The sequence below is a fragment of the candidate division KSB1 bacterium genome (genome assembly GCA_022562085.1).
GTDB lineage: Bacteria > Zhuqueibacterota > Zhuqueibacteria > Oceanimicrobiales > Oceanimicrobiaceae > Oceanimicrobium.
This window is the reverse complement of the sequence record JADFPY010000286.1, coordinates 1-6,017: the sequence shown is the minus strand read 5'-3', so window position 1 is coordinate 6,017 and position 6,017 is coordinate 1. Positions and strand designations below refer to the sequence as shown.

At 42.7% G+C, this 6,017-nt stretch carries 9 protein-coding genes; 7 read left to right on the top strand and 2 right to left on the bottom strand.

The window, feature by feature from the left end; genetic code table 11:
* The 3 genes from IH879_18175 to IH879_18165 form a co-directional block, all read left to right on the top strand.
* On the top strand, window positions 1–890 hold an 890-nt coding region (locus IH879_18175; GenBank protein ID MCH7676851.1), incomplete at its 5' end, for a hypothetical protein.
* A 207-nt stretch (window positions 891–1,097) separates the two neighbouring features.
* A complete protein-coding gene (locus IH879_18170; GenBank protein ID MCH7676850.1) occupies window positions 1,098–1,649 on the top strand; it encodes a serine/threonine protein kinase in 552 nt (183 codons plus the stop codon).
* A 146-nt stretch (window positions 1,650–1,795) separates the two neighbouring features.
* A complete protein-coding gene (locus IH879_18165) occupies window positions 1,796–2,023 on the top strand; it encodes a hypothetical protein (GenBank protein MCH7676849.1) in 228 nt (75 codons plus the stop codon).
* Window positions 2,024–2,271: 248 nt separating this feature from the next.
* On the opposite strand, the gene IH879_18160 is transcribed toward IH879_18165, so the two are convergent.
* The gene (locus tag IH879_18160; protein MCH7676848.1) at window positions 2,272–2,682 is read right to left on the bottom strand and encodes a hypothetical protein; all 411 of its coding nucleotides are present in this window, start codon (window positions 2,680–2,682) and stop codon (window positions 2,272–2,274) included.
* A 253-nt stretch (window positions 2,683–2,935) separates the two neighbouring features.
* Between IH879_18160 and IH879_18155 the strand changes: the two genes are divergently transcribed.
* Window positions 2,936–3,643, top strand: a complete 708-nt coding sequence (locus IH879_18155) for an SOS response-associated peptidase family protein (GenBank protein ID MCH7676847.1) — start codon at window positions 2,936–2,938, stop codon at window positions 3,641–3,643.
* Window positions 3,644–3,950: 307 nt separating this feature from the next.
* Here IH879_18155 and IH879_18150 read toward each other — a convergent pair whose 3' ends face one another.
* On the bottom strand, window positions 3,951–4,316 hold the full coding sequence (locus IH879_18150) for an STAS domain-containing protein (protein ID MCH7676846.1): 366 nt from the start codon (window positions 4,314–4,316) through the stop codon (window positions 3,951–3,953).
* Between the two features lie 573 nt (window positions 4,317–4,889).
* Here IH879_18150 and IH879_18145 point away from each other — a divergent pair.
* The 3 genes from IH879_18145 to IH879_18135 all read left to right on the top strand — a co-directional run.
* A complete protein-coding gene (locus IH879_18145) occupies window positions 4,890–5,072 on the top strand; it encodes a hypothetical protein (GenBank protein ID MCH7676845.1) in 183 nt (60 codons plus the stop codon).
* 123 nt (window positions 5,073–5,195) lie between these two features.
* A complete protein-coding gene (locus tag IH879_18140; protein ID MCH7676844.1) occupies window positions 5,196–5,786 on the top strand; it encodes a hypothetical protein in 591 nt (196 codons plus the stop codon).
* Window positions 5,787–5,823: 37 nt separating this feature from the next.
* On the top strand, window positions 5,824–6,017 hold a 194-nt coding region (locus IH879_18135; protein MCH7676843.1), incomplete at its 3' end, for a hypothetical protein.

Sequence of the window (6,017 nt, the reverse complement as noted above, 5' to 3'; positions counted from 1 at the left end):
CCAGCGCGCTGCAGGCCTGCCAATCCGGGGTGCAGCATTTTCCAAACGATCACGCTTTACAGGCAGGAATTGGCCAGATCTATGCCATGCGGGGAGAGTACGATAAGGCCGAGGCGCATTTTAAAGCCATGACCAAAGCCCCGCGGGAGCGGGTGCAAAGAGAAGGCTTCCGCCAGTTGGCTGGCTTTTATCCCTATCTGGGAAAATATTCCGAAATGATGCAGATGTTTGACAAAGGAATCGAGTTTGCGTGGAGCGACAATGACAGCAATTCTGTAGCTCGTCAGACAGTCGCAAAAGCGTACTGGATGTATTGGGGCCGGGGGAATAAGCAGGAGGCGCTGGCCGAAATCGCAAAAGTTGCCGGGTTCCGGAACGTTACAGACGATGTTTATTACTGGTGGTTGGCCTTGCTCTACGCTGAAATTGGCGACCTGGAAAAAGCGGTAACGGCTGCCAAACGCGCCGTACACCCGAGTTGGAAATTGGCAGCCGAAGCCAGAATTCATGCCGCCAAACAGGAATGGCAGCAAGCCATCGACACATTCGAACAGCTCAATAGGTTAATGCCAACATATCAACCGCTGTCTCGCTATCAAGCTGCGCAATACTACTTTGAAATGGAAGAATACGACAAGGCGATTGCTGAAGTGGCAAAATCGCAGGGCTTTTATAGTGCCATTCTGCAGGGCTTTTACGGTGCAGGTCGGCATGCTTTTGCCTTTCCCCTTGGCTTTCATCTGCTCGGAAAAATCTACGAAAAGAAAGGCGACAACCAACGCGCCATCGAAAACACCGAAAAATTCCTCGATCTGTGGAAAGACGCCGACAAAGACTTGCCGGATTTGATTGACGCGAAAGAGAGGTTGGCAAAACTCAAGGAACGTTAAATAAGGGGAAGTTGAATTTTCAACAAACTATCACACGGTGTAAGACTTTGTAGTCCTGAGAATTAGAGTTGACTTCAACTGAAATTCCCAGATATCCCCTACCGCAACAGTCCGCTAGATCCCGATCCATGCTTCGGGGCCGCTGAAAGCCTTGACAATTAAATAATCCTGCACTATAAGATTATTGAGCAAGTCGGGCAGGGCGGCATGGGCGGGGTCTATAAAGCCGAAGACACCAAGTTAGAACGCACTGTCGCCATTAAATTCCTTCCCGCCTGGGCGGGACAAATTGCCGTTGATTCAGAAGAACGAGAAAGGTTTAAGATCGAGGCCAAAGCCGCCGCATCCCTGAACCACCCGAATATCGCCACAATCCATGCCATCGAAGAAGTCGCTGATGAAATGTTCATTGTCATGGAATACATCGAAGGTAAGGAATTGCAGTATATCGTAGGGGCGTATAATTATACGCCCCTACCAATTGATGAAATCATCAATTACGCCGCCCAAATCGCCTCCGGTCTGCAAGCCGCTCACAAAAAAGGCATCACCCACCGGGATATCAAATCTGCCAACATCATGATTACCGCAGAAGACCAGGTTAAAATTATGGACTTCGGCCTGGCCAAGATGCGCGGCGGCGTGAAGTTTACCAAAGTAGAAACAACGTTGGGAACAGCCGCCTATATCTCCCCGGAACAGGCGCGCGGTGAAGAAGCGGACGAACGCGCGGACAAGGCGGAGACTATAATATCATAAAACCGGAAGATACCTGGCCGAAAGTGATGGAGTACGCCACAAAGGCCCTGGCCCTAAATGAAGGATTAGCTGAGGCACATACTGTTTTAGCACTTGAGAATCTTTTAAACAGAGTTGACTCCGGGAAAATTGAGACTTTTTGAAAAATGTTTGAAAAAAGTGAGGGCTGGGTAGTGACTGAAAAAGGCTATATCCACTACAAAATTCTCGAAAAGACTCGCTGGCTGCATGGGTGTGGCGTCTATTCTCAACTAAACTATCTCACTGACTTCGTAGTCTTGAGATTTAGAGTTCACCTCAACCGAAATCCTTATATACCCCCTACCGTAACACTCCGGGAGACCCCGATCAATGCTTCGGTTTGCTGGAATTAATATCGCCTCACTGTTCGGTTTTCGTCTCTCTGTATGCATAGCAATAACACCAATATGAATGGTGTGGTCTTAGAATTATGGACACTCCCCAAAGAATCAATAAAGATGGCCAGATAAAATGCCAGACACCTGAAATATATCCAAAGTTTTGAAGTAGTAAAAGTAATCCGGCCACAATAAAGAATACCGCACAAAACATCCCTCGTCGTGGTCCAAATCTGTTCGTCATTTCAGCCTCCTGGAAGCCATTAATTCAAATTTTCATTGAAATTTGACACAAGATAGTCGATATATTTAGAACGCAATTCTTCTTCATCAAATTTCTTGAAATACTCAATTTCTCTTGCATTATCAAAATGAAACGTTCTATTGATTACATCTAATGCACTATAGCCTTCTTTTGGGTATTTCTTCAGTCTGAAAAGTCTTCTTAGTTCTTCGTCTTGTAATTTCTCAAAGTCTTTCGCACTCACTTCCAGCATACCTATTGGTTCTGTTAAATCATTCTTCATAATGACTATGACAACTGAGATTTCCTGTTGACCACTATAATCTTTCATGAGTTTCTGATTTTTCTGACTGAAGTGATTTTGCAGATCCTCAATTGAATCTGCTTCCTGCTCAGTAATATAATGTTCGATATAGAATGTCGTATTCATTTTCGGTCTCCTTATGACCCCTTTTCAGTCGAATATTAGTGTCTCAAACTTTTGCTTTTAGTTTACGACACCTATTAAAATAGGTTACTGTTTTGTCAGTTTTTGTAAAACTCGATTGCCGCTGGATGAAAGTCCATAATAATTGAAATAAAATGATTTACGGCAGACCATTTTTTTTTGCTTGACCTCAAACTAACTTTTTACTATATTAGGTATACAAATATACACCCTTCTAACATCAGAGGAAATCATCATGTGTGGACGCTTTCATCTAACCTTCCTTCCAGACGCTGAAGAACTATTTGAGCACCTTTTTAATATTCCGTTTCCACAATTCGAGTATCCACCGATCCTCAGCGATGATATTCTCCCTTTTAATGATATTACCACGATCTATTCCAATGTTGACAAACCGTTGGCAAGACCGATGTTTTGGAACCTCATCCCTAAAACTGCACCGAAATTTGAACCGTCTCGCACATGGTTTAACTCTCGAAAAGAGAAACTACAAGAACCCTATCAGAACAACTTATTGAAATGGCAACGATGTATCGTTCCAGCAAATGGTTTTTTTGAGAATAAGAAGATTAACGGAAAACCAGTATTTCAAAGTAGAAAGATTGGTGGGAAATCTGTAAGAAAGAAGGAGTCTTATGAGTTTAACATTGAAGGTCAATCACTGATGATGTTAGCGGGAATTTATGATATTTGGGGCAAAGATCAATACAGTTGTTCCATTATCACCTTAGAACCAAACTCGATGATTGGAAATATTCACGACCGAATGCCATTCATCTTGCCAAACGATATGGTCAAGGTTTGGTTAGACAAAAGTCTCGACGACAGTGATTTTCTGATTGATATGATTAGACCCTTTCCATCTGAAAAATTGTCCATGCGGGGAAAGTGGCCTCCTGACAAGACTGACCCACGAGAGCCGACTCAAATGAATTTGTTTTGAACGATGCATTTCATTAGAGAATATCCCCAAAAAAAGACAAAGGGCGAGAAAGACTTTCAAGTTGTCACGGCCTCTCATATAGGACACCGATTTAGAAATGAAATAGAAATCTTCGAGTGTGAAGAAGCCAAACAGAAAATCTCAGAACATCCTAAATGTCCTTTTCGAGAGTTTGCCTTTTGGGGTCAATGTGAGATTGATCTTAAGTGGTATTACTTGGCCGCTAATGGTTCAATATTTTTGCCAACTACTCAGGTGATCTTGTTGGAAAAGTAACTTCTCCAAAATTTTGGTCAAGTTTGAAATTCTAAGAGGAAGGTATGCCAGCCGACAATGACAACTTCTTGACAACTTCATCCACGTTCTTGTAAATCTGCAAAACCGTATCAATTTTGGTTATTTTGAAATAATAATCAACACGATCATGGAGACCCACGAAATGCACTTCACCACCCTCACGACGTAAAGTCATCACACAAGACAACATAAACCCTATACCTGTACTGTTGATCCAACGAACTCTATCAAAATCAATTACGATGTTCTTCTGACCAGAGGCGATTACTTCCTTCACGCGATTGCACAGTGATATACAATCGGGTGTTCCCCCCATAATCTTACCTTCCAGTTCAAAGACTGACAACCCCTCGATATTTTTCTCAAAATATTTCATTTTAGTTTTTTCATTCTTATACCAACACAGTAAATACTGGTTCTATTCCTCTCCGTTATTTATGAAGATAAAAAGGCTGACCACCCTATTTTGATTGACATCCTGGTTCAATATTGCTACATTTGATTATTTCCCCATGAAATAAGGAGAATAATGATGGGTCGAAAAGACAAAGGTGAGAAACAGCAGAAGAAAAAGGGACTTACCAAAGCAGAAAAGCGAGCCAAGAAGAAAGCGAAAAAGGATCAAAGGTGAGAGGAACTTAGCACAATCCAGAACTATGTCAAATAAGGGAAGCTGACGATTTCAGCTCTCCATATACATCAATCCCTTCTCATCTCCCACAGGCATACCCACATTTATTCGTCAGGACGGATTCTGATGGATGCCATACTTTCCCTCAATGGGTTGCGACGAAAACTTCCGTCTAAATGGGTCTCGGGGAAATCCTGTATCGAAACACTCCGGGAGACCCCGATCAATGCCTCGCTTCCGCTGGAAATCCTTGACATTTAAATTTTTCTCGCCTATCTTTTTCTGACTCTCCTATCATTGATTGATACTCAAATGATTATGATCGGCAAAACCATTTCTCATTACAAAATCCTCGAAAAACTTGGTGGGGGCGGCATGGGCGTGGTCTACAAAGCCGCTGATGAGGATTTGCCGGATCTGTTAGGAGGCCAAAAAAAGCTGGCGGGGTTGACCCCGTTAGATAACCGGCGTGCAACTACCTGGAAACGCTGGGAATCTTGAATATGCCATAAGTTCTGGTATTTTGTAAATACATTATCTCACGGGGTGAACGGGGTTTCGGGGAAATGAAACGTAGAGACGAACCGGTGTGTTCGCCTAGGGCAATAGTGTGAAAATTTTTCTATGGAACCGGTAAAACAACGCAGAAAATCAATTCGGCTGAAAGACTATGATTATTCTCGGGATGGATACTATTTTTTTGTGACCATCTGCACTAAAAATCGAGAGGAATATTTCGGTCAAATCAGCGGTGATGAGATGATCCTGAATGAATGCGGTAAAATAGCCAGGCAGAATTGGTTAGAAATCCCAGACCATTTTGAAGACGTGAAATTGGATGAGCATGTCATCCTGCCCAATCACATTCACGGCATTGTTATAATAGATAGTGGCGATGAACCGGTAGGGAACAGGCATGCCTGTTCCCTACAAGAACGTCAATATCAAAAACTGCCGGTCGTTATTGGTTCATATAAATCTGCTGTCACTCGCGAAATAAACCAAATCCAGAATAAATTTCATTTCAAATGGCAAAAATCATTCTATGACCCTATCATTCGAAACGACAGGTCTCTGCACAAAATACGCCACTACATTCATTATAATTCACTGAAATGGAAATATGATCGGGAAAACCTAAATATAATTCCTGTAGAGCAAAAGAAAGATTTCTGGAAACAATTTTTACAAAGTTCACAAGTGAAATCTGTTTAATTGAAACTACAATAACCAACAAAAAGAGGAGGAACTCATGAAATTCAGCAAACTTTGTTTCATCACGCTGATTCTTGCAACCCTTGTGTACACATTTCAAGATGTTGCAGCACAGAAAATCGATTACGACGAATCTCTTTACAGCGCACTCGAATACCGCTCGATAGGCCCGTTTCGCGGCGGCCGGTCGGCGGCGGTTGCCGGGGTGCCCGGTGACCCCATGACTTTTTA